This window comes from Solirubrobacter pauli, from assembly GCF_003633755.1.
GTDB lineage: Bacteria > Actinomycetota > Thermoleophilia > Solirubrobacterales > Solirubrobacteraceae > Solirubrobacter > Solirubrobacter pauli.
The window spans coordinates 2,849,168-2,870,980 of the sequence record NZ_RBIL01000001.1 but is presented as its reverse complement, the minus strand read 5'-3'; the positions used below and the strand labels follow the sequence as shown (position 1 = coordinate 2,870,980).

The following is a 21,813-nucleotide window of genomic DNA, read 5'->3' as shown; positions in this document are numbered from 1 at the left end:
TCAGCCGCGCTTGAGGAGGTGCACGCACGCGACCGCTTCGGCCGCGACGACGCGGTCGGGGCCGGGTGGACCGCTGGAGAAGTGGTCGCGGTAGCGCGCGTCCGCGACCTCCTCGCGTGAGGCGGTCCGCCAGCCGCCGTCGTGGCGGAAGTAGCGCACGGTCGCGTCCGCGGAGCCGAACCCTGCAATCAGCTCGTCGAGCTCGTCGGGGGTGAGCGTCCGCACCCACTCGAAGCGCTCGCCCTTGCCGATCGGCACGGTCAGGTAGAGGCTGCCGCCCGGCGTGAGGACACGCCGCACCTCCGTCAGCGCGCGCACGCACTCGGCCTGAGGGTCCGAGGCCTTGGCGACGTCGCTGCCGTAGTAGGCGTTGTCGAGGCCGATGTGCTCGAAGGTCGAGATCGACACCGCGTGGTCGTAGGAGCCGTCGCGCATCGGCAGGTCGCGCAGGTCCGCGTACAGATACGAGATGTGCAGCTTCGGGAACGACTCGGGCTCGGGCTCGAGGGTGACTACGTGCAGGTCATCCATCCGCGGGCGCAGCCGTTGCAGCACGTGCGCGTGGTTGAGCGCGGAGCCGGCGTCGAGCACGCGCCCGGACAGCTGCTGGCTGCCAACCCACGGGAATTCGACGACGCGCTCGTCGAAGCCACGGCCGAAGCGCTCGGGCAACGCGCCGCCGGAGCGGAGCGTCTCGGCGAGGTCCGCGTCCTCGAGCTCACGCGCGACGAACGCGGCGTGCGCCTCGTTGTACGGCTCGCTCCACGGCTCCTGCGGCGCGCTGGGGTACGGACCCGTCGCCTCGCTCGCGACCGTGTCCGGGTCGCCGGCGTCACCGGAGAGCGTCGCGCCCGCGCGCAGCGCGTTGACCTGCTGCGCGAGGTCGTCGATGCGCGCGTCGGTGCTCACCAGGCGGTCGTCCAGGCGCGCCGCCTCCAGCCGCCCGAGCCGGTCGTTGACGCGGCGCAGCTCCAACAGGACCGCAGCCTGGGACTCGATGTGCCGCTGCAGGAGCTCCTCGTGGCGGCCACGCAGGTACACGAGCTCGTCGGCCGCGTTGCGCAGGCCGGTCGTGAGCTGGTCGTCGAGCTGGCGCTGGTGCGCGGTGTGTGGGCGCATGGCCCGCAGCACGCCCTTGCGCGGGACCTGGCGGACCTTGCCGAGCCGGCCGTTCCCGGCCGGTCGCGAGCCGCCGCGCAGCAGCGCTTCGGCCGCACCGGCACGCTCGAGCGCCGCCGCGCCCGCCGGCTGGGACTTGGGCAGCTTGAGCCCGGCGTGGGCGGCCTTCACGCGCTGCGCCATGACGGCGCCGGCGGCCGCGGACGAGTTGGTCCGCGCGACGTCCTCGGCGGCCTTGGCGCCCCGGCGGGCCGCCTCCTCGCGGTTCGCCACCACGTCGCGCATCAGCTGCGCCGCGTGCTCGAGGTCCGGCTCGGCCCACTCGGCCTCGGCCGGGTACGGGTCCGCGCCCGGGCCGATCGGCGCCATCGCGAAGTCGACGGGGTAGCTGTTGGCCCCTGTCATGAAGTCCATGTTGCCGGAGTAGCCCGTGGCGATCACCGGCTTGCCAAGCAGCATCGCCTCGGCCATGCCGAACCCGAAGCCCTCAGAGCGGTGCAGCGAGACGTAGCAGTCGCTGGCGGCCACGAAGCCGTTCTTCTCGGACGGCGTTACGTAGCGGTCCACGAGGTGCACGTGCGCGTGCCCGGCCGCGGCCCGCTTGAGCCGCTCGTGGTCGACCGGATGGTGCTCGGCGTTGATGCTTTTGAGCACAAGCTGCGGGCCGGCGTCGTCCTCGGGGAACGCGCGCAGGAACGCCTCGAGCGTGCCGAGCGGGTTCTTGCGAGCGAAGACCGAGTTGAAGTCGTACATGAACAGGAACAGGAAGCCCTCGGGGAGCCCCAGCTCCGCCCGGCTGACCGGGCCGACGACCGGCTTGGTGACCGGCGTCGGGACGTGCACCACGGGCACGGGCGAGACCGCCGCGAGCGCGTCGGCGACGAACTGGCTGCCGGCCCACACCTCGTCGACGTGCGCGAACGCGTCCATCCAGCGCTCGGGGAACTTCGAGACCTCCCACCACCACCAACCGATGCTGTAGCGGCGGTGGAAGAACGCGCTGCCAGCGCGCCCGACGAAGTCCGGCAGCATGTCCGCGTTGACGCACATCAGGTTGACCGGGTAGCTCTCGGCGTACGGCCGGATGTGGTTGAAGTGGTGGCCCTGGCGGCTGAGCGGCGCCGGGATCGACACCGGCAGCGTCGGCACGCCGGCGATGTCGAGCGCCTCGATCGCCTGCCGGGCGACCTCGCCCACGCCGAGCTCGGACTGCAGGTAGCCGGCGACGTTGACGCCGAGGGGCCCGACCGGGTCGAACTCGGTCACCGGCGTGCCCGGCTCGCGGCTGAACACGTCGCCCGGCAGCAGCGCGGGCGGGATCGGTACCTCGCGGCGGCCGAACAGGTTCACCCAGTCCAGGAAGCCGGACGCGTCGGCGCCGAGGTTCGGGTACGCGTTCTGCAGGTCCGGACGACGGTCATAGAGCGCGGACAGGTAACGCGTGACGCCGAAGTTCCCACCGACCTCGGCGGGCTCGTTGAGCGCGGCGATGAACGCCCGTTCGCCCTCGGGCTCGAAGACCGACTCCTCGAAGTCGGACGTGAACAGGTCGCGATGGATGCGCCGCATCGCGTTGTTGAGCTGGATGCCGGACGCGGTGGTCGCGTACGTGTACGGCAGCTTGGCGACCTCGTTGACGCCGTTCGCGCGCAGCTCCTCGCCGTAGCCGTCGCAGAGCGTGCGCAGCTCGGGGAGCTCGTCGAGCTGGATCCGGTTCTGGTGCTTGGACAGCGACGCGGGCCGGTTGGCGTCGTAGCCGCTGAAGTGAAACAGCCGCAGCGGGACGTCGTCCTTGACCCACCACTGCCCCTCGCGGAAGCTGACCGGACGCGTCGCCAGGTTCCAGTAGGCGACGTTGAAGCCCGCGTCGCGCAGCAGGTGGAAGCTGTCGGTGAGCGACGGGACGAGGTCGATCCAGCGCTGGTCGACGAAGAAGCCGCGCTCGGGGTCGTTGATGCAGTCGCGCTCGAGCCGCTCGCCCCACCAGTCCAGCAGCATGTCGGCGAACTCGCCCGAGCCGATCCCGATGAACCCGAGGTTGTAGACGCCCGCGATCAGGATGTCCTGCTCGTTCGGCCGCTTGCCGTCGCGCGGCATCGGCTCGATGTTGTGCGGGCTGAGCACGAGCTTGTGTTCGCGGACCGCGTCGAACACGTTGTCCAGCGGCAGATACAGCCGCATGTCCGGGTCCAGGTAGAGCGCGCCCTCGGCGCTGCGGGCGAGCAGCCAGCGCAGCAACCACGGCTTGACCGCCGTCGAGAGTTCCATCACGTCGTAGATGACGGCCATGCGCTCGAACGACGGTATGTCGAGGTCGGCCGGCGCGACCAGCTCGAACGGCTCGGAGGCCGGGTCGATGAAGCCCTCGACGTCGTCGATGATCAGGACGTAGAACGTCGCGTCCGGGTGGTGCTCGACGTACGAGGCGGCCAGCGTGCGGGCGTGCGCCAGGTAGTTCTTGGCGATGATGGTGCAGGCGTCCAAGGCGGACCGGATCCTAGGAGGCGGACACGCGGACAGCCGCGGCACGCTGGGCGAGCATCGTCTTCTGCAGCCCAGTCTCAAGCGAGGTCTGGGCGCGCCACCCCAGCCGCTCGGCGACCGCTCCGGGGTCCAGGCACGAGCGGCGGATCTCGCCCAGGCGGGCCTCGCCCTGGGTCGTCCGGAGCTCGAGCGCGGAGGCTAGCTCCAGCAGGGACGTCTCGGTCCCGGTGGACACGTTGAACGCCCCTCCGACGGTCGAGCGCCCGGCGGTCACGAAGGCCTGCACGACGTCCTCGACGTACACGAAGTCGCGGGTCTGTTCGCCGTCGCCGAAGATCGTCGCGCGCTCGCCCTCCAGCGCCAGCGCGCAGAAGATCGCGATGACTCCCGCCTCGCCGTGCGGGTTCTGCCGCGGGCCGTAGACGTTGGCCATCCGCAGCGACAGCGTCGAGATGCCGTACAAGCGGCTGAAGAGGTTCAGGTACGTCTCGGCGGCGGCCTTGCCCGCGCCGTAGGGCGACAGCGGCGCGACCGGCGCCCGCTCGCTCGTCGGCACGGCCTCGGGATCACCGTAGACGCCCGCGGTGGACGCCAGCACCACGCGCTTGGCCCCCGTGTCGCGCGCCGCCTCGAGTACGGCGGCGGTGCCGCCGATGTTGACGTGCGCGTCCGTCGACGGATCGTCCACGGACTTGCGCACGTCGATCTGCGCGGCGAGGTGGTACACGGCCTCCGGCCGCGCCGCGCGGAAGGCGTCCAGCATCGTGGGCACGTCGGTGACGTCGGCGCGGACGATCTCCACGTGGGCCTTGGACCGGGCGTCGTCGAGGTTGTCGGCGTGGCCGCGCGACAGGTGGTCGACGACCGTGACCTCGTCGCCTCGCGCGACGAGCGCGTCGACGAGGTGCGAGCCGATGAACCCGGCTCCGCCGGTGACGAGCGCGCGCACTAGTGACGGCTGGTGAGGCGCTCGCGAGCGCTGAAGGCGATGTCCTTGGCGCGCGCGACCAGAGGCTTGGAGTCCTCCTGCACACGCAGGCCGTACGCGTCTATGACCCTGCGCGCACGAGCCGGGACCGCGATGACCTGGTCGTCGAGCAGCGTGATGTGGTGCTCGGGGTGCTGCGCGCGCAGCGCGTCGATCGTCTCGAGCAGCGTCGGCCACGCCTCGGGCTTGTGCGGGGGCGGCGGCGAAGCCGTGAAGAGCCGCGCGTCGTCGATCAGGATGCAGTCGTCCGGATGGCCGGTGCCGATCGCGGCGAGCTCCTCCAACACCGGGCACTCGTCGTCAGCGCCGGCGGTCGGACCACCGCTCCAATGTCCGTCGAGGAAGAACAGCGTCGGTAGCGCGGGGTCCGCGACCTGCTCGAGAACCGGCACCGAATGGCCCTGCAGCGCGGTCACCGCCGGCGTGTCGCGCAGTGCTTCCTGCGCCGACCGGTGCAGCTCGACCGACAGCTCGATCGTCAGGACGCTCTCGAACACGCCCGCGAGTCCGCGAGCCGTCTGGCCGCGGAAGGTACCCGTCTCGACCGCCCGCCGAAGGCCGAGGGCGGTTTTGAGGTCGGACGCGAGCTGGAGGTCGACTGATCCCATGCGCGGAGATGCTAGAGCGGTCGTCTGAAGTGGTACATGCCGCAGGCGTACGCCGAGCCGGCGAGTTCATCCAGCTCGCGATGGCGGCGGAACTGCCCGGCGTCGTCCACACCCGCGAACTCGACGAGCTCCAGCTCCCCGAACTGCTCGCGCAGATCCTGCGGGTCGTGAATGCGGTGGGCGTTGAAGCACACCCGCGGCGCGCCGACCGGCGTGGAGAAGAGCAGCTGCCCGCCCGGAGCGACCACGCGCTGCAGCTCCGCCATGCCCTTCCGCGAGCCCAGTGGGTCGAGCGGATCGCCGTAACGGCCCAGGCCGATGTGCTCGACGACGTGCAGGCAGCTGACGGACTCCAGCGACTGGTCCTCGAACGGCATGTCGAGGATCGAGCCTTCGATGCTCTCCAACTTCTCGACGTTGGCCGTCAAGGGCCGGATGTCGACGAACGCGACGTTGGTCACCGCGGTGAGGAAGCACACGTAGTCCACGCGCGAGCCGACGTCCACGTGGCGGCTCGGCTGAGCGTCCGCCACCCGGTTCGCCGCCCACGTGTCCTGGTGCAGGTAGTGGGCGTCGTAGGGCGACGTCGACATGCGGTCGCCGAGCTTCGGGAACGCGTCACGCCAGCGCAAGCGCTCGGCCTCCGGCAGCGCGCGGTACGCCCTCCGGTCACGCAGGTAGCGCACCGCGCCGGGCACGACGACCGAGGCCTGAAGCGCCTTCAGGCCGAGCTGCGGGATCACCGGCGGGAGCTTCTGCGCGCGCTCGCGGAGTTGGCTGCGGTCAACCGACATGCGCGCTCAGGCTAGTCGGTGGCCGCGGCGTAGAGTCGACCGAGGAGCTCCTGGCGGCGCCCGATCGACAGGTGCCCGGTGCGGACGGCGTCCAGCGAGCCCTGGCTCAGCCGCGCGTGCAGCTCGCGATCCTCGGCGAGCCGCGTGATCGCCGAGGCAACCGACTGCACGTAGGCGTCACTCGGGTCGCGCAGCGCTCTTAGGTAGCGCTGGGGCGGCGGCAGCACGTGCCGGAACGCACAGCGCGTGTCCGCCTCGTAGAGCATGTTCTCCGGCGCGAACAGCAGCCCGGTGACCTCGTCGTGGATCGTCTCCGTGAGCGCGAGGTGCCGGGGCGCCAATACCGGCAACGCGTGCGCCATCGCCTCCATCACCACGTAGCCGAACGTGTCCATGTGCGACGGGAACAGCAACACGTCGGCTTTCGCATACAGGCGCTGCACGAGGTCCGCGCCGCCGGGGGCGTGCACGGTGACGCCCGGCTCGTCGGTCAAGCGCTGGACATACTCGGGCGGTGCGAAGGTGAGGATGTCGAGCGTCACGTCGTGCGTGCGCCGCGCGGCCTGGACCGCCCGCAGCGCCTCGACGCCCCCCTTCTCGTAGAAGTAGGTGCCGACGAACAGCACGCGCAGCGGACCGTCGGGCCGTTCGCGCGGCCGCTCGGCGTGCGGGCGGATCGCGGGGCTGACGGTCTGCAGCTTGGGTTCGAGCTTGCGGGCCGTCTCGGGTGAGACGACCTCGAGGACGCTCCTGCGCGCCGCGTCGCTCCACGGCAGCAGGAACTTCAGACGCGGGTCCAGCAGCGCGCGCTCGAGCACCTCGCGCGCCCACGGCCGGTCGAAGGCCGCCCGCTGGTAGAGCACGAACAGCTCGGCGTGCTCGAGGTCGAGGACGTACGGTCGCGGCGAGCGCCACAGCAACCGCTCGGCCGAGTGGAAGAGCTCGGTCCCAGGCAGCGGCTCGGCGCGCACCTGGTGCACGTAGCCCGCCTCGGACAGCACCCGCAGCGCCGTGCGCTCCGCCAGCGCCTTGGCTGGCGCGAGCCTGGACGCCGACTCGACGATGCGCTTGGTGCCAACGGTCTGGTCGCTCAGCGCGGGGTGCGTGTACGCGTACTCCCACCCAGAGGGGACCGAGTGCAGCTGCTCGCGATAGATCGGGTGCACGTAGCGCCCGAAGTGGAGCTGGACCTTGCGCGTCATCGGGCAGCGAGCCTAGCCGTCAGCGGTCGCGGCGCCCGGGCCGCGACCCACGATCGCCAGCAGCGCGCCGACTTCTCGGGGCCAGGCGACGTACGAGGCGCCGACCGCGAGCACCGCCGCAAGCAGCGATGCCCCGGCCGTCACCGCAGCGGCGTCGCCGAGCGCACGCAGCAGCACGGCCGACGGCACGAACGCCGCTGCGACGACCGCCACCTCGCGGCCCAGTGCCCGGCCCATGGCTGCGACCGTCATGCTCCACGCCCGCGGGAACGCCCAGTGCAACTGCACGAGGGCCCCGCCCGCCATCACGATGGAAAAGCCTCCGGCGATGCCCTCGAGCCCGGCGCCGATCGTGCGGGCCCCGAGCGTCAGCGGCACCAGCAACAGCATCTGGGCCGCGGTCAGCAGCGCGAGCCGCCGCAGCTCCCCCCGGGCGAGGAGCTCCACGACCGCGAACACCCCCGCGGCCGAGCCGAGAACCCAGGGGATCAGGGCCAGCAGCGTCGTGATCATCTGGTCGACGTCTGACGCCCCGAAGTCCGCACCGAGAACGGCGCCGATCACAGGTGGGCCCAGCAGCACGGCGAACCCGAGCACGGGTCCGATCAGCACGAGCGCGAAGCGGAAGCTCCACAGGGCCGCGCCCGCGATCTCGCGCGCGCGGTCGGCGCTCGCCACCAACGCCGGCGAGCGCACCATGGCACTCACGTTCGCGGTCACGCCGACGAGCACCGCGGCAAGCATGTAACCGTAGGCGAAGACCGTTGCTTGCCCCGCGCCCAGCCGCGCGCTGACGGAGATGCAGATCACGTATCCGACGGTGGTGCCGAAGAACGTGACGCCCGCGAACCCGAGCCGGCCCGCTTCGTGCGCGATCCCGTGCAGTGCGTGGGACGGTCGCGCGAGCCGCTCGCCGCTACGCCAGAGCACGATGGCGAACACAGCGAGCAGGAACAAGGCGCTGACGACGAGCCCGAGCGCCGCCGCCGGCACGCCGAGGAACGACTGCATAGCTGCGAACACGACCACGCTGACGACGCTGGCCACGAGCGTGCCGACGCCGATCTCGGTGAAGCGCCCACGGACGGCGAGGACGGTTGCCAGGATCGCGGCGATCAGCTGGCCGGACAGCGCGACCCACAGCATGCGGAGCGTCAACGGCGCGATGTTCGTAGGGTCTGACTCCACGAGCACCCGCCCGAGCGGATCAGCGAGCACCACCATCGGCGCCGCCAGCACCACGCACAGCAACCCCACGGCGCCGAGCAAGCGGGTGATCGTCTCCGGCCCCGAGCTGACGATGCTCGAGACCGTGGTCAGCCGAAACGTCTGGGCGAACGTCATCCCGACGCCATAGAAGCCGTACGCGGCGAAGAACGCGTCGGTCTCGGCGTCCTTGCCGAAGAACTGCGCCACAAGCAGCGCGATGACCGCGCCGAGCGCCAGCACCATGGCCTGCGAGACGGCGACGAGCGCGGTTTGCCGGCCAGTCGGCGTCGGCACATCACTGATCTCGGCGGCAGCGGCCATCCCGTTGACACTATCGGCGCCCTCCGAGGGTCCGCTACGGTGTCCCGCCGTGAAGGGTCTGAGACCTCTGGCCGTCGAGAAGCTCCGGCGGTTCACCTACATCGTCCCGGCGCCGATCGTCCGGCGTGTGAAAGGCCGGGCCGAGGTCTTCTTCTGGAAGGCCGCGCTCGAGAGCATGGTCGCCTGGTACGACGGCAGGGAGGACCTCTACGGCTTTTCCCCGCCGACGGTCGAGCAGAAGGTCACCGGCCACACGCCGTCGATCAACGCGGCCATGACGTGGGCGCGGGTCGCGCAGTACCCGCGGTACCTGGACGCGCTCGACCTTGCCCCGGACGGCCTCGCGGGAGCCCGCGTGCTCGACGTCGGCTGCGGGCCGATGCCCAACCTGCTCGTCTTCGAGGACTGCGAGCGACACGGGCTGGACCCGCTCGTGGACCGCTACCGCGCCGCGGGCTACCCGCTCGACGAGTGGACGGCGGAGGGCATCACGTACCACGACGCACCAGCCGAGACGATGCCGTTCCCGGACGGGCACTTCGACGTCGTGGTGTCGGTCAACGCGATCGACCACGTCGATGACTTCGGCGCCGTCGCGCGCGAGATGCGGCGCGTGCTCAAGCCCGGCGGCCGGCTCCGGCTGCAGGTCAACTATCACCCCGCCACCGTGACCGAGCCTGTCGCGATCAACGACGCGACGATGCATGAGCACTTCGGCTGGGCGGCCAACCTGCGCAAGCTGCGCGACGAACCGCATCCTACGGAGGCGGGCGAGGCCCTGACCTTCTGGGTCGCCGGCGACTAGCCCGGAAGGCCCGTGCCGAGGCGCATCATCGTGCGCTGCAGGAACGCCTCGACGCGGAACGGCACCACCTTGCGGGCGCCGAACAGCACCGGGTAGGCGGCCCGCTTCCAGGCGGCCGGACGCTCGCGCCGGCGCCACTCGTCGCGGCGCGCGAACACGGTCGGGTTGCGCTGCTGGATCTCCGCGTAGAGCCGCTGGTGCTTGCGGCGGGCCTCGGCCAGCAGGCGCGAGTCGCCATGCAGCCGGCGGCGGTAGACGACCCGGCCTACCGGGATACCCTCGAGGCCGAGCCCCGTCATCCGCAGCCACAGGTCCCAGTCCTCGTACGCGCGCATCTGCCAGCCGCCGGTGCGCTCGATCGTCGTGCGCCGGAACATCGAGCAGACGGGGTACGGGTTCACGTACGTGAGCGTCCACGGCAACCAGCGGGTCGGCGATCTGTAGCGCCCCTCCTGGTCACCGAAGAGCACGTAGTCCCCCCACGCGAACGCGGCTTCCGGCGCGGCCTCGAGCGCGTCGGCGAGCGCGGCCAGCGCGCCGGTCTCCACCCGGTCGTCGGCGTCCAGCGGGTAGAGGAACGGGGCAGTGGTCGCTTCCACGCCGGTCATCCGCGCGGCGCCGAGGCCGCCGTTCTCGCGCCGCACGACGCGCACCCCGCGCGCCCGCAGCGCCTCCAAGCGCTCGAGCGCCACCGGGTCGGTGGAGCCGTCGTCGACGACGACGATCTCGACCGGCTCTTCCTCGACCACAGAGGCGACCGCCTCCTCGGCCAGCGCGCCGTCGTTGAAGCACGGCACGATCACCGCCACGCGCGGCTGTGCGGCGTTCACGGTTGCTCGGCGGGCTCTTCGGCCTTGGCCGGCTCGACCGGTACCTTCGCGTCCGCGTCCGGTGACCGCACGGCCATGATTCCGATCTCCTGCACAAGCGCGGTCAGCCGCCGCTCAAGCGCGCTCACGCGCACGGAGAAGTGCAGGAGCATGCAAAACACGAACAGCAGTGCGAAGAAGAAGATCGTCGAGCTGGGCGCGACGCCGCCGATCGCCTCCGTCAGCCAGCGCAGCAGATCCAACCAGGCGGCCAGCACGAGCAGGGCCACGGCGGTGATGACCCAGAGGACGGAGTACTCCTCCTTCAGCCGCCGACGACGAACGAGGTCGATCACCAGCAGCAGCAGCACGAGGCTGCCGAGCACGGCGATGATCTGCGTCTTGGTGGCGGCGCTCATCGGACCTCACGCGCCTTCGGCCGCAGCAGCGTGACCAGGATCGAGAGGAACATCTTGTAGATGTAATAGAGGCTCTTGTGGCCAGAGTGCATCGAGACGTTCGTGCTCGGGCGCATCTGGACCGGCACTTCGCACACGCGGAAGCCGGAGCGATGGAGCAGGATGAGGATGTCCACGTCGGGATAGTCGACCGGGTAGACGTCCGTGCAGAAGAAGCGGGCGACCGAGCCGCGCATGACTTGGAAGCCGGACGTCGGATCCGACACGTGCTGGCGGGTCACGAGCGTGGCGATCCGCGAGAAGAGCGCGATGCCGGCGCGGCGGGCGGCCGGCGCGCGGTAGTGCCCGTCCTTGTCCAGGAAGCGGGAGCCGATAACCACGTCGATCTCCGGATCCTCGAGCTGGGCGAGCATCTTGGTCAGGTACTCGGCCTGGTGCTGGCCGTCGGCGTCGATCTGGCCGAGCACCGGATAGCCGTGGCGGACCGCGTACTTGTACCCGGTCTGCAGCGCGGCGCCGTAGCCCGAGTTCACCGGCAGCGACAGGACCGCCGCGCCGGCTTCGTGCGCCTCGGCGGCCGTGGTGTCCTTCGAGCCGTCGTCGATGACGAGGACGTCGGCTTCGGGCAGCACGGAGTGCACGTCGCGCACGACCGCGCCGACGCGCCCCGCCTCGTTGTAGGCGGGAATGGTGATGAGGATGCGTCCATCCACGCGGTGTCACACTAGCGGGAAGGGCGGCGCCGTATCACGCCCCTATCCTCCGACGGTGCTCGCGATCCTTGTCAGCGCCCTCGTGGTGTGCGCAGCCTCGTTGGCCGTCGGCCAGGGCGTCCTGCGCGTCCGCGGCGTGCGCGAATGGAGCTGGCAGTCAGGTGCAGTCGGCCTCTCCGTGCTCATGCTGGTGTCGACGCCTGCGCTGCACGTCCCCGGCCGCACGATCACGACTGCGCTCGTCATCGGCCTGCTCTGCGTGGGCAGCTTGGCGCTGCTCGTGCGCGAACCTGCGCTGCGACCGCCGTTGACCGGCCTCGCCGCCGGCCTCCCGGTCGCCCTTCTGGTCGCGATCCCGTTCCTGTCGTCAGGGTACGCCGGCACGCTCGGCGTCTCGGTCAACAACGACATGGCATCGCACATGCTGGTCGCCGAGACCTACCGCTTCGCCGACGTGGCGGCGGCCAACGGGCTCAACGCGTCGTACCCGATCGGTCCGCATACCCTCGTCGCCGCGCTCTCAGAGGCGTTCGACTTCGACGTCGACCTGGTTTTCGCCGGACTCACCGCCGCGATCCCGGTCCTGCTCGGACTGACCGCGCTGTCGGTGTTCGGGCCGGGCGCCCGCTGGCCGGCGAAGATGATCCTGGCGACGCTTGTCGGGCTGCCCTTCCTCGTCGCGGGCTACTACAGCCAGGGTTCGTTCAAAGAGCTGATTCAGGCACTGCTCATCGTGGCCTTCGCGCTCGAGTTGCGACGCTTCGACCCTGCGAGCGGCCGCCTGCGCTGGTTGCCGATGGCGGTGTTGCTGGCAGGCACGCTCAGCGTCTACTCAGTCCAGGGCATCGCGTGGCCTTTCGCGATCGGCGGCGCGTGGCTCGCGGGTCTCCTCGTGCTGGCGTTGCTTCGCGGCCGGCCGTTCGTCGGGCCGACCTGGGCGGCCGTGCGCGCCGAGCTCGCCCCCTTGGCACTGGGCCTCGGCGCGCTCGTCGTGCTGATCGTCCCGCAGATCCCCCGCCTGGGCCGCTTCGCCGACTCGACGCTGGGCGCCGGGGGCACCGGCATCGATCCGGGCGGCGCGGGTGCGCTCGGCAACCTGGTCGCGCCACTCCCAGTGTGGGAGGCGTTCGGAATCTGGGACAACCCCGACTATCGCTTGCCCGCGGCGGACCCGTACGAGATCGGGATGCTCGCTGGCCTCGTCCTCGTGCTGATGCTGATCGGCGCGGTCTGGTGGCTCAGGCGCGGCGACTGGGTACCCGTCGCCGCCACTGCCGGCGTCTGGGCGATCTGGGCGTACTCGGACCGCACTCAGATCCCCTACGTGACGGCGAAGGCGCTCATGCTCTGCACGCCGTTCGTGATGCTGCTCGCGGTTCGCCCGCTCGTCGTCCGCTCTTGGCGGCCGGAGACGCCGCGTTGGTGGCCTTTTGCCGCGCCTGTGCTCGCCGCGCTGCTCTTCGTGCTGGCCGGCACGTCGACCTGGCGCGCGGTGCGAACGGCGTCCGTCGGCCCGCGGGCGCACATGGAGGAACTGCGCAGCCTCCGCCCGCTCCTGGACGGCAAACCCACGCTCTTCCTCGGCAACGACGACTACTTGATCTGGGAGTTGTCGGGGCTACGCGCGCAGGCACCGCTGGTCGGGTATCAGGTGCTGCCGGTGCGCCCTGAGAAGCAATGGACGTACGGAGCCAACCTCGACATCGACGCCCTCGACGCGTCCGTGATCAACGGCTACGACTACGTGATCGTCCCGCGCGACCCCGCCGCCAGCGAGCTGCCGCCACAGCTGCGGCTCGTGCGCGAGACGCCGAGCTTTGCGCTCTATCGCCGCACAGGCGCGGTCGAGCCGCGGGGGCTGCTCGCGGAGGGCGGGTCCCCCGCGGCGAAGCTCGACTGCTCCACGCCCGAGGGTCGGAGCCTCTCGCGCCAGGACGGCACGGCCGAGGTCCGGCGTGGGCCGGTCGGCGTCGAGGTCCAGCCGATCGCGCCAGGCCACAGCGCCACGGTCAAGCTCCGGCTGACCCCCGGAACCTGGGAGCTCGCGTTGCCGTACATCAGCCGGCAGCCGCTCGAGGTCACCGCGCCGGGCTCACGAGTCGTGCTTCCGCCGAACATGGACCGCCCCGGCCCGCGCTACTTCGCGGGCAAGGTGGCGGTCGCCCGCGCGCAAACTGTCGAGGTGAAGATCACGCCGCAGACGGACTGGCTCACTCCCTCCTCGCAGGTCGCCTTCCCGACGACCGTCCTGGCGGTGCCGGACTTCGGCGAGAAGACCGTCCCGCTCAGCGAGGCGTGCGGGCAACTGGTCGACTACTACACGCTCGAGGGCGGGAGCTAGAGCGGCGGGCGCATGAAGACGACCGCACGCGTGCCCAGCGTGCGGACGATCTCAATCCGCAGGCCGCGCTCGCGCACGAGCTCGGTGAGCACGCCGACCGACGGCACGAAGAACGTCGAGGTGTCGCCGTTGTAGTCGCGCAGGCCCGGGCGCGTCTGCGTGATCGGCTCGACCGCGGTCTCCAGGACGATCAGCCCGGTGTCCGGGACGGCGAAGGTCATGACCTTGTCGAGCGCCGTGGCGAAGTCCTCGAGGTGGTAGAGGACGCCGCAGAAGAGCACGAGCGTGAACGGCTGCTCGGGCGTGTAGTCGAAGAAGGACTGCTCGCGGAAGTCGACGTCGAGCCCCAGGACGGAGCGGCAGAACTCGGCCTGGTGGATGAACGAAGTGCCGGCACCGAGGTTGGAGTCGATGCCGAGCACGTAGTCGGCGCCCATCTGCTTGGTCTGGAACGACATGTAACCCGCGTTGCAGCCGATGTCGAGCACGCGATGACCGCTCAGGTCGGCCGGCAGGTCACGCGCGATCACCCGCCAGAGGGGGCCGGGGATGTCGTGGCCGGAGAAGATGTCCCGGGAGCCTTCGAGGTCCTTCGTCCAGACGCCGTCCCCGAGGTCGATGTTCTGGTACCACGGCGCGAGCTCTTCGACGCGGCGGCGGATCTGGTCGCGGTTCATGGCGGCCAGTATGCCGACCACCGCCTGCCAAGCTGCCTCGCCATGAGCTTCGAGCGCGGGTCGGTGGTCATCTGCACACGCGATGCGGGGAGCGCCCCTGGCGGTGTGCCCGTGGTCGCGACGATCGCCCACGCGGGAGCCGCGGACGTCGTAGTCCTGGAGCCCTCGGCGACGATCGCGGACGGCGCGGTCGAGGCGCTGGCCGCCGCCCGCGGCGACGACGGCACGGTCGCCACCGTGAGTGCGGTCACGGCGGCCGGCGAAGCGCGGCTGCTGGACGCGCCGCTGCGTCCACGCGTGCTCGCCCCGATCGCGGGCTGCGTGCTCGTCACGCGTGCAGCGCTGGACCTGTGCGGGCCGTACGACGACGGATTCGCCGAGCGCGCGAGCGCGGCCGGCCTGCTGCACGTGCTGGCCGACGACGTGATCGTCCAGGCGGCCGAGCCCCCGGCGCCAAAGGACGAGCCCGAGCCCGCCGCGCGGGCCCGCTGGCGCGCCCGCCAGCGCGCGTCCGGGCCGCTGACCGTCACGTTCGACGGCCGCATCCTGCGCGACTCGATCGCCGGCACGCAGGTCCACACGCTCGAACTGCTCGCGGCGCTGCACCGCACCCAGGCGCTGCGGCTGCGGGTGCTGCTCGCGGAGTCGGTCACGGACACCGCGCGGGCCGTGCTGGACACGCTCGACGGGCTCGAGTACGTCAACCAGGCCGATGTGCTCGAGGTGCCTGAGAGCGCGGTCGTGCACAGGCCCTACCAGATCTCGAGCGCGCCCGACCTGCTCACGCTGCGCCACGTGGGCGAGCGGCTCGTGGTGACCCACCAGGACCTGATCGGCTACCACAACCCGACCTATCACCTGGACCGTGAGCACTTCCTCGCCTTCCGGCAGCTCACGCGCACGGCGCTCGCGGCCGCGCACCGGGTCGTGGCCTTCTCCCACCACGTGGGCGCCGACCTCACCGCCGAGGACCTAGTGTCCGAGGACCGCCTGCGCGTCGTGCACATCGGCGTCGACCACCGGCTCACCGAGCTCGCGGCCAGGCCGCGGGCACCGCAGTCGCCCCCGTCCGCGCCGTACCTGCTGTGCCTCGGCACCGACCTGCGGCACAAGAACCGCCCGTTCGCGATGCACCTGCTGCGCGAGCTGCGCGCGCTCGGCTGGGACGGCAGCCTTGTCCTCGCCGGTCCGCCCGTCGCCGCCGGCTCTTCCACGGAGGCGGAGGCCGCGATCCTCGCCGCGCACCCCGACCTCGCAACGCACGTGGTCGACGCCGGCACGCCCGACGAGCCCGAGAAGGCGTGGCTGTACGCCCACGCCGCCGGCGTCGTCTACCCCACGACCTACGAGGGCTTCGGCCTGATCCCCTTCGAGGCCGCCGTCCACGGCGTGCCGTGCCTGTTCGCGCCCCAGGCGTCGCTCGTCGAGACGCTCCACGGCCACGACACGCTGGTGCCGTGGGACGCGCAGGCCAGCGCAGCCCGCGTCCGTCCGCTGCTCGACGCCGGCCCCGAGCGGCAGCGGCTCGTCGACGCCGTGCGGGCCGCCGCGCAGCGCCTCACGTGGGACGCGACCGCCCAGGCGCTGCTGCCCGTCTACGAGGAGAGCCTCGCGCTCCCGGCCGACCTCGGCTGGTCGGCGCTGCAGGTCGAAGCCGAGCGCCGCGAGTGGGAGCACCGGTACTGGACGCTGTTCAACGGCATCGGCCCGACCGGCCTCTCGCTCGTCAGCGGTGAGGAGCGGCTGTTGCCCGAGGAGGAGCAGCGGGCATTGGCCGCGCTGCTCCAGCGCCCGGCTTCCCGCCGCCCCCTCCTGGCGCTGCTGGGTGCCGCGCGCAAGGCCGCCAAGCGCTGAACCGCGCAACCAAACGTCACGAGGCCCGTTGCTAGCGTGAAGCCGCTTGTCGACGACCCTGGACAATCCGCCTGTGGAGGCGTCGGCCACACCCGCACCCGCGATCGTGGTCGAGCATCTCGAGAAGACGTTCCGCCTTCCGCACCGGAAGTACTCGACGCTGAAGGAACGCGTGCTGCACCCGTTCAGCGCCAGCACGTACGACGAGCTGCGCGCCGTCAACGACATCTCCTTCGAGGTCGCCCAGGGCGAGTTCTTCGGCATCGTCGGCCGCAACGGCTCGGGCAAGAGCACGCTCTTGAAGTGCCTGGCCGGCATCTACAACAGCGACGCCGGCCATGTGTCGCTCGAGGGGCGGCTGTCGCCTTTCATCGAGCTGGGCGTCGGGTTCAACCCGGACCTGACGGCGCGCGACAACGTGATGCTCAACGCGATCATGCTCGGCCTCACGCGTAAGCAGGCGCGTGAGCGCTTCGACAAGATCATCGAGTTCGCCGAGCTGGAGGAGTTCATCGACCTCCCGCTCAAGAACTACTCGAGCGGCATGACGGTGCGGCTGGCGTTCGCGGTGACCGTCGAGGTCGACGCCGAGGTGCTGCTGATCGACGAGGTGCTCGCCGTTGGCGACGCCGCGTTTCAGCAGAAGTGCTTCCAGCAGTTCGAGCAGCTCAAGCGCGAGGGCCGGACGATCGTGCTCGTCACGCACGACATGACGGCCGTCCAGCGCTTCTGCGACCGCGCGATGCTGATCGACCGCGGCAACCTGCTGACCATCGGCGGCCCGCACGAGATCGCGCTCGCCTACAACGAGCTCAACTTCGGCCGACTCGTCGAGGGTCAGCACAACGAAGAGGGCCGCTACGGCGACCACGCGGCGGCCGAGATTAAGGACGCCTGGTTCCAGGACGACAGCGGCGAGCGCATCAAGGACCTTCCGCTCGGCGCGCCGTGCACGATGGGCATGGAGGTCTACTTCCATCAGGCGATCGACGAGCCCGTATTCGGCTTTCACGTCCGCAACGAGCCGCGGCACACGGTGTTCACGACGACCACCGCGTGGGATCCGGAACCAGTCGGGTCGTTCGCGGCGGGCGAGAGCGCGCGCGTCTTCGTGCGCTTCGAGAACTGGTTCGCGCCACAGCGCTACACGATCAGCCCGTCCGTGTCCCAGCCGGGCACGGGCGACGACCTGATCGACCTGCGCGAGGACCTCGCCGCCGTCGTCGTGCACGGCGCACGCCGCACCGGCGGTCTCGTGGACGTGCCGCACCAGTTGCGCGTGGAGCGGGGATGAGCACCGTTTCCACCCGTCATCGCCCGCTGGTTCTCGGGCGCGACGCTCGCCGCTTCTGGCAGCTCACGCTGACGCTTGCCACGACCGACTTCAAGCTGCGCTTCTACGGCTCGGTGCTCGGCTACGCGTGGACGCTGGTGCGCCCGTTCGCGTTCTTCGGCGTGATCTGGCTCGTGTTCGCCGAGATCGTCGGCGCGGGCGAGGGCGTCAAGAACTATCCCGCGTACATCCTCATGGCGCTCGTGCTGTTCCAGTTCTTCGGGGGCGTCGTCGCCGCGAGCCTCACGTGCCTCGTGGACCGCCAGAGCCTCCTGCGCAAGATCCGTTTCCCACGCTTGGTTATCCCGCTAGCGGTCACCCTGGCGAGCCTGCTGGACCTCGTCGGCACGCTCGCGGCGGTGTTCGTGTTTCTCCTGCTGCTCGGCGTCTACCCCGACTGGGGCTGGCTGGAGCTGGTGCCGATCCTCGGGCTCCTGATGCTGTTCTCCACCGGCCTGGGTCTGCTGCTGAGCGTGCTGTTCGTGCGCTTCCGCGACATGAAGCCGATCTGGGACGTGGGCAGCCAGATGCTCTTCTACGCATCGCCGATCCTCTACGTCGCGACCGCGGTGCCCGACAACTACGAGCGTTGGTACCTGATGAACCCGCTGTCCACGATCTTCACCCAGATGCGCCACGCAGTAGTCGACTCGACCGCGCCGAGCGCCGCCGACCTGATGGGTGGCGCCGTGTACCTGCTGATCCCGCTCGCGATCATCGTCGGCACCGCCGTGCTCGGCGCGTGGGCGTTCGTGCGCGAGGCGCCGCGCGTGGCCGAAAACCTATGAGTGAGTTGAGCGATGCCGAGCGCGCCGAGCTGATCCAGCTGCGGGCGCGGGTGGAGGAGTTGGAGCGCGAGCGCTTCGAGCAGGTCGCGGCCACCAACCGAGCCGTTGCCGCAGCGCAGGAGCGCGCCTACTGGCTGGACCGCTGGCACCTGGACCTCAACGGGCTGATGGAGCGGCCCGGGGCCGCCGAGTTCCGCTTCGCGATCCGCGTCGTGCGCGAGGCCATCCGGAACGTGCGTCGGGCGAAGCGCAAGCTGCTGCGATGACGTTCTCCGTGGTAGTCCCGGTGCTGAACGGGGCGCGCTACCTGCCGGAGCTGCTGGAGGCGGTCTTCGCTCAGGGCCATGACGTCGAGGTGCTCGTCGTCGACTCCGGTTCGGCCGACGGCTCGGTGACGATCGCCGCCGAGGCCGGTGCGAAGGTGATCGAGATCCCGAACGCTGAGTTCGGGCACGGCCGCACCCGCAACCTCGCCGCCGAGCACACGACCGGCGAGCTGATCTGCTTCCTCACGCAGGACGCGACCCCGCTGCCGGGCTGGCTGGACGCCTACGCGGCCGCGTTCGCCGCCGACGTGCGGGTCGGCGCGGCGTTCGGGCCGCACCTGCCGCGTCCGGACACGTCGGTGATGATCGCGCGTGAGCTGACCGACTTCTTCGCCGGCGTCCGCCCCGGCGCGCACGACGCGGACGACCCGGTGTTCCTCTCCAACGTCAACGCCTGCTACCGCCGCGCGTGCTGGGAGCAGGTGCGCTTCGCGGACGTCGCCTACGCCGAGGACCAAGCCTTCGCGCGCGCGATGGGCGAGCACGGCTGGCTCCGCGCCTACGTGCCCGACGCGGGCGTCCTGCACGCGCACGACTTCTCGCCGCTCGGCTTCGCCCGCCGCTACTTCGACGAGTACCGCGGGCTGCGCGAGACGGCCGGCCATGTGGAGCACATCGGCGTCCGCTCGACGGTCCGCGACGTCCGCGGCCTCGTGCGCGCCGACCACCGCTGGATGGTCGAGCAGGGCTGGACGCCCGGCAGGCGCGCCGCCGCCACAGGCCGTTCCGCGTTGCACCACACGACGCGCAAGCTCGCTGCCACGCTCGGCTCCCACGCCCACAAGCTGCCGGCGGGCGTCGAGCGCGCGATTTCACTCGAGCGCCGCGCCACCGCCCCACCCGCGGGCCCGAAGCCGACGGTCCACCGCCCGGCGACCGGCCCCAGCCCGTACCAGCCGGTGCTCGACGTCCTGCGCGACGGGCCGGTCCGACTCGCGCCGCCCATGAGCGGCATGCACGCGGGCAACCTGCACGTGGCGGTCGTCATCCCGCCCTTTCGGCGTGGCAGCGGCGGGCACTCGACGATCTACAACCTCATGTCCCGGCTCGAGGAACGCGGCCACACCGTTTCGACGTGGATCCACGACCCCGAGGGCCGGATGGCGAGCGAGTGGCCGGCGGTCATCCGCAGCAACCTCCGCGAGTACTTCCGCCCGGTCGACGGCCCGGTCTACAAGGGCTTCGACGAGTGGTACGGCGCCGACGTGGCCCTCGCCACGGGGTGGGACACAGTCTATGCCGTCCAGCGTCTGCCGCACTGCCGGGCGCGCGCTTACCTCGTCCAAGACCATGAGCCCGAGTTCTTCGCGACCTCGGCGCAGTCGGTGTTCGCCGAGCGCACTTACGCCGAGGACTTGTACGTGATCGCCGCGAGCCCGTGGCTGTTGAACCTGGTCACGGGCCGCTACGGCGGCCGTGGCCGCACGTTCCAGCTGGCCGCGGAGCCGACGATCTACCATCCGCGCCCGGTCGAGCGCCGCACCGATACCGTGATCTTCTACGCCCGCGACGTCACGCCGCGCCGTGCGGTTCCGCTCGGGCTGCTCGCCCTTGCAGAGCTCAAGCGCCGCCACCCGGAGGTGCGTGTCGTGTTGTTCGGCAACGACCAGCCGATCAAAGCGCCGTTCGACTACGAGGACCTCGGGATCGCGACGCCGGAGGAGCTGTCCTTCGCGTACTCGGAGGCGCGGGTCGGGCTGTCGCTGTCGCTGACCAACTACTCGTTGATCCCGCAGGAGATGCTCGCCTGCGGCCTGCCGTGTGTGGAGCTCGCGGGCCGCAGCATCGAGACGGTGTACGGGTCCGACGGGCCGCTCGAGCTCGCGGCCGCCGACCCGGTCGAGCTCGCGGACGCGATGGAACGCCTCCTGGAGGACCCGGTCGTCTGGGAGCGGCGCTCGCAGGACGGGCTCGCATTCGTCGCGGGCCACAACTGGGAGGTCGCCGCCACCGAGGTCCAGCAAGGTCTGCGCGACGCGCTGTGGGAGCGCGAGATCGCACAGCCCGAGGAGGCGCTCGTGCCGCCGCTGGCGGCGGCACTGCCGCCCGCGTGGGAGCAGAGCGCCCGCGCGATCCCGCTCGAGCGGATCGGCTCACACCGGGTCACGAACGCGCTGTTCGCGCGGCTATCCGCGGCGGACGTCGCCGCCGTCCGCGAGCGGCTGGAGCCGGACCTGGTCGAGCACTGGGAGCGCGTCGACGACGCCGAGCGCGCCTCGCTGGCGCTGATCCTCGGCACCTACTACGAGGTTCCCTCCGTGCTGGCCAAGACCGGGCTGCGCCCGGAGCAGCCGCCGGAGGACGTGCACGCGATGGCGCGCGGCCCGTTGGCGGGTGGCGGCGCGATCTACTTCGCCGACCTGCTGGAAGACGCGCTGGTCCGCGTCGGCGGCTCGCTCGCGAACGTCGAGCGCGGTCTGGACTTCGGCTGCTCGTCCGGTCGCGTCGTCCGCGTGCTCGAGGCGGCGTACCCGCAGGCGGAGTGGCACGGCGTGGACCCGAACGAGGCGGCGATCGGCTGGGCGCTCGAGCACCTGCCGGGCATCGCCTTCAGCGTCTCGCCGCAGGACCCGCCGCTCGCCTACCCCGACGCGCACTTCGACCTCGTGTTTGCTATCTCGATCTGGTCGCACTACGCCGAGGGCGCGGCGCTCCGCTGGCTCGAGGAGATGCACCGGATTATCCGGCCCGGTGGCCGGCTCGTCTTCTCCACGCACGGCCTGCACTCGGTCTCCTACTACGCTCAGACCGGCGAGCGTTCACCCGCGCAGCTCGCGCAGATCCGCCGCGCGCTGTACCGGCGCGACCACTGGTTCGCGGCGGAGTTCGGCGAGGAGGGCGACTGGGGCGTCAAGCACGCGGAGTGGGGAACCGCCTTCTTCACGCCCGAGTGGCTGTCACGCGTGGCCCTGCCAGCGTGGTCGCTGGAGGACTTCGCGGTGGGCCAGAACAGTGACAACCAGGACGTCTACGTGCTCCGGAGGCGCTGAACCGCCGCCGGATGACCCGCTAGGCTGAGCCGT

At 71.0% G+C, this 21,813-nt stretch carries 17 protein-coding genes; 7 read left to right on the top strand and 10 right to left on the bottom strand.

Annotation, left to right across the window (positions count from 1 at the left end):
• The 6 genes from C8N24_RS13590 to C8N24_RS13565 are packed head-to-tail and all read right to left on the bottom strand — an operon-like array spanning nt 1 to nt 8,821.
• Nucleotides 1–3,603 carry a glycosyltransferase gene (locus tag C8N24_RS13590; RefSeq protein WP_121250659.1) on the bottom strand — a complete coding sequence of 1,201 codons (3,603 nt, stop codon included), beginning with the start codon at nt 3,601–3,603 and terminating at the stop codon, nt 1–3.
• 13 nt (nt 3,604–3,616) lie between these two features.
• Nucleotides 3,617–4,552 (bottom strand): NAD-dependent epimerase/dehydratase family protein, encoded by a 936-nt coding sequence (locus C8N24_RS13585; protein ID WP_121250658.1) that lies wholly within the window; start codon nt 4,550–4,552, stop codon nt 3,617–3,619.
• On the bottom strand, nt 4,552–5,199 hold the full coding sequence (locus tag C8N24_RS13580; RefSeq protein WP_121250657.1) for a hypothetical protein: 648 nt from the start codon (nt 5,197–5,199) through the stop codon (nt 4,552–4,554). The genes C8N24_RS13585 and C8N24_RS13580 overlap by 1 nt, the downstream gene beginning before the upstream one ends.
• Nucleotides 5,200–5,210: 11 nt before the next feature.
• Entirely contained in the window at nt 5,211–5,993 is a 783-nt protein-coding gene (locus C8N24_RS13575; protein WP_121250656.1) for a DUF268 domain-containing protein, read from the bottom strand.
• 11 nt (nt 5,994–6,004) lie between these two features.
• Entirely contained in the window at nt 6,005–7,195 is a 1,191-nt protein-coding gene (locus C8N24_RS13570; protein ID WP_121250655.1) for a glycosyltransferase family 4 protein, read from the bottom strand.
• Between the two features lie 12 nt (nt 7,196–7,207).
• Nucleotides 7,208–8,821: an MATE family efflux transporter gene (locus C8N24_RS13565; RefSeq protein ID WP_170179070.1), complete on the bottom strand. Its 1,614-nt coding sequence runs from the start codon at nt 8,819–8,821 to the stop codon at nt 7,208–7,210.
• Here C8N24_RS13565 and C8N24_RS13560 point away from each other — a divergent pair.
• Nucleotides 8,775–9,530 (top strand): class I SAM-dependent methyltransferase, encoded by a 756-nt coding sequence (locus C8N24_RS13560; RefSeq protein WP_170179069.1) that lies wholly within the window; start codon nt 8,775–8,777, stop codon nt 9,528–9,530. The two genes, C8N24_RS13565 and C8N24_RS13560, sit on opposite strands and share 47 nt — an antisense overlap.
• On the opposite strand, the gene C8N24_RS13555 is transcribed toward C8N24_RS13560, so the two are convergent.
• From C8N24_RS13555 to C8N24_RS13545, 3 genes are read right to left on the bottom strand one after another with little or no spacing between them, the layout of a single operon-like run.
• Nucleotides 9,527–10,360 (bottom strand): glycosyltransferase family 2 protein, encoded by an 834-nt coding sequence (locus tag C8N24_RS13555; RefSeq protein WP_121250652.1) that lies wholly within the window; start codon nt 10,358–10,360, stop codon nt 9,527–9,529. The two genes, C8N24_RS13560 and C8N24_RS13555, sit on opposite strands and share 4 nt — an antisense overlap.
• Entirely contained in the window at nt 10,357–10,758 is a 402-nt protein-coding gene (locus C8N24_RS13550; protein ID WP_121250651.1) for a DUF2304 domain-containing protein, read from the bottom strand. The genes C8N24_RS13555 and C8N24_RS13550 overlap by 4 nt, the downstream gene beginning before the upstream one ends.
• Nucleotides 10,755–11,471, bottom strand: coding sequence for a glycosyltransferase family 2 protein (locus tag C8N24_RS13545; RefSeq protein WP_121250650.1), 717 nt, complete (start codon nt 11,469–11,471; stop codon nt 10,755–10,757). Before C8N24_RS13545 ends, C8N24_RS13550 begins: the two co-directional genes overlap by 4 nt.
• Here C8N24_RS13545 and C8N24_RS13540 point away from each other — a divergent pair.
• On the top strand, nt 11,458–13,812 hold the full coding sequence (locus C8N24_RS13540; RefSeq protein ID WP_147447777.1) for a DUF2339 domain-containing protein: 2,355 nt from the start codon (nt 11,458–11,460) through the stop codon (nt 13,810–13,812). The genes C8N24_RS13545 and C8N24_RS13540 overlap by 14 nt on opposite strands.
• Here C8N24_RS13540 and C8N24_RS13535 read toward each other — a convergent pair.
• Nucleotides 13,809–14,489, bottom strand: a complete 681-nt coding sequence (locus C8N24_RS13535; protein WP_121250648.1) for a class I SAM-dependent methyltransferase — start codon at nt 14,487–14,489, stop codon at nt 13,809–13,811. The genes C8N24_RS13540 and C8N24_RS13535 overlap by 4 nt on opposite strands.
• 42 nt (nt 14,490–14,531) lie before the next feature.
• On the opposite strand from C8N24_RS13535, the gene C8N24_RS13530 reads away from it, so the two are divergent.
• Genes C8N24_RS13530 through C8N24_RS13510 form a run of 5 tightly spaced genes read left to right on the top strand, consistent with a single transcriptional unit; the run spans nt 14,532 to nt 21,780 of the window.
• Entirely contained in the window at nt 14,532–16,343 is a 1,812-nt protein-coding gene (locus C8N24_RS13530) for a glycosyltransferase (protein WP_147447776.1), read from the top strand.
• Between the two features lie 46 nt (nt 16,344–16,389).
• On the top strand, nt 16,390–17,637 hold the full coding sequence (locus tag C8N24_RS13525; protein WP_147447775.1) for an ABC transporter ATP-binding protein: 1,248 nt from the start codon (nt 16,390–16,392) through the stop codon (nt 17,635–17,637).
• Nucleotides 17,634–18,464 (top strand): ABC transporter permease, encoded by an 831-nt coding sequence (locus tag C8N24_RS13520; RefSeq protein WP_121250645.1) that lies wholly within the window; start codon nt 17,634–17,636, stop codon nt 18,462–18,464. The genes C8N24_RS13525 and C8N24_RS13520 overlap by 4 nt, the downstream gene beginning before the upstream one ends.
• Nucleotides 18,461–18,730 carry a hypothetical protein gene (locus C8N24_RS13515; protein WP_147447774.1) on the top strand — a complete coding sequence of 90 codons (270 nt, stop codon included), beginning with the start codon at nt 18,461–18,463 and terminating at the stop codon, nt 18,728–18,730. The genes C8N24_RS13520 and C8N24_RS13515 overlap by 4 nt, the downstream gene beginning before the upstream one ends.
• On the top strand, nt 18,727–21,780 hold the full coding sequence (locus C8N24_RS13510) for a rhamnosyltransferase WsaF family glycosyltransferase (protein WP_121250643.1): 3,054 nt from the start codon (nt 18,727–18,729) through the stop codon (nt 21,778–21,780). The genes C8N24_RS13515 and C8N24_RS13510 overlap by 4 nt, the downstream gene beginning before the upstream one ends.
• Nucleotides 21,781–21,813: the final 33 nt, after the last annotated feature.